Genomic DNA, 2,226 nt, shown 5'->3' on the forward strand with positions numbered 1-2,226 from the left:
CCCTTGTTGTTTAAAGTTATCAATCGTTGCTTTTGCCTGTTTATTCGGCACATCCATAAGAGCTATCAGGCCGAGAACTTTATTATTTTCAGCTACGTATACCACCGTCTTTCCTTCAGTAGCCCATTCAGTATTTAGACGGGTATATTCATCAGAGACACTCTTAAACGAAGTAGGCTTGCCTATACGATAGATGTGTCCGTCGTACTCTCCTTCCAAGCCTTTTCCGATCTGGTTGTTTGCTTTAATGTTTAATTTGTTTTTAGCTTTAAACTTATTTAAAATGGCCTCTGCTAAAGGATGATTTGATTCTTTTTCAAGAGCTACGATAATATCAATCATCTTTTCTTGGTTTACAGCATCAGAAAAATAAACATTTGTTACTACGGGTTTTCCGTTAGTAAGCGTCCCCGTTTTATCAAAGGCAATCGCATCAATATCTGCTAATTGGGACAGATAGGAACTTCCTTTTGACAACACTCCTTTTTTAGCTAAATTAGAAGTTGCGGATAAAGTTGCGGATACAGTAGCTGCAGCTAAAGCACAAGGTGAAGCTGCAACTAAAAGCACTAAACCTTTGTACAGACTTTCAGACCATGTCCAATTAAACAGGAACGGAGACAGCACAACCACTAACACTATAGCGACTAAAACAATTGTCACATATTTTGGCTCAAATTTTTGAATAATACTAGCAGCCTTTGTTTGATTGTTTTGGTTTTGGTTTACTAATTGTAAGATTTTTGAAAAAACTGTATCTTTATTTTCTTTCGTAACTTCCATTGTAAAAGAACTTGTTCCATTAATTGTGCTTCCAAAAACGCTATCGCCTTTCGTTTGCTCTTTAGGAATGCTTTCGCCATTAATAGAAGATTCATCAATCGAAGTAGTACCAGATACAATAATTCCATCAATTGGTATTTGATCCCCATTTAATACTTGAAGTCGGTCTCCAACTTTTAATGTACTGACGTCCACGATTTTTGTGTCTCCATTAGGCATCATCAATCTAGCAGTTGTTGGATTCATTTCAAGTAACTTTGTAATTTCTCTTTTGCTTCTTCCTTCAGCATACTCTTCTAGAAAATGAGCGCCAGAAAAAATAAGAATCAATAGTGTTCCTTCCCAGAAATTTCCGATCAACGAAGCTCCAATCGCAGCTAAACCCATTAAAAGATGGGAGTTAGGTGTAAATCTTTTTTGAGCTTTAGTGTTTTCAATCGTCTCTCCAATGCCTTCAAGCACAATAACGTGATAACCAGCTGTGATCGTAGCAATTAAAAAAAGACTATTTTGTAATAATTCTAAATCTTTATTTAAAAATAACGCAATAAGTGCCAACACAAAGCCAGAAAAATACAAAATAATCGGCATTTTTCCTTGATTATGGTTATGAGTGTGCTCGTGATCATGTCCATGTGAGTGGTCATGACTATGTTTTTCTTGTGACTGGTTTTTTTGAATAGTATCCATTTCTATTGTCCTCCTATGAAATTATAATTATGTACTCATTTGCCGTTAGAACATTATTCAGCAAATATCTCTTTATGAACTGCTACACTTCTCCCGGTTTTTCCTAAAGCGTAATAGTTTTGGTTTACATATGAATGAATTTTCATATGAATATATGTTCATTATATCAATTGATGCTATTTTGTCAAGAGATTGGCTGGATAAAAAACAACTTAGAGGATAAGTTCATTCTGTAAAATCATCTGTAACCCAGCTCAACTTTAAAAAGAAATTTGATAGTAGTTTACTGCTAGAGTATTGAAGCCTAACGTGGTGCATCAGTTTTTTCAATATAAAAAACAGCTATTCTATTTCGTACAAGCACGATAGAATAGCTGTTTTTCTTTGTTTTCATTAATAAGTCGTTAGTCAATCACTTCAGTATGGAAGCAACGTTTCATATGATTTAGCATTGTCTCTCCAAGATCCGTAAATGTGGCTACACCTTGTTTATGAATAACTGTTTTGAAACCTTCTGCATCTGCCCCTGAAACCGTTAAAAAGTCACAAATATCTGTAGTGACTCCAACAACGTGAACTTTTTCTACTTCTAATTTTCTTAAGCTTTCAGCTAAACCTGTTTTAAAAAATGCATTATAGTTTGTTTTAGGCGTATACATCACATTTTTATTTCCTTTGTTATCTTGAAACCACTCAGATAAGTCTCCGTACAACTCTTGCCCTTTTGTACCTATAACGTTGTGAGGCGGCCAC

2 protein-coding genes are annotated in these 2,226 nt (G+C 35.0%); both read right to left on the bottom strand.

Annotated features, from left to right (window positions below):
- Positions 1-1,473 (bottom strand): heavy metal translocating P-type ATPase (locus tag RT405_RS07265; protein WP_313468785.1); only part of this gene is annotated, 1,473 nt, incomplete at its 3' end.
- 404 nt (positions 1,474-1,877) lie between these two features.
- Positions 1,878-2,226, bottom strand: a 349-nt coding sequence (locus RT405_RS07270) for a cysteine hydrolase family protein (protein ID WP_313468787.1), incomplete at its 5' end; no start/stop codon positions are given.

Source organism: Carnobacterium sp., from assembly GCF_032094055.1.
Classification (GTDB): Bacteria; Bacillota; Bacilli; order Lactobacillales; family Carnobacteriaceae; genus Carnobacterium_A.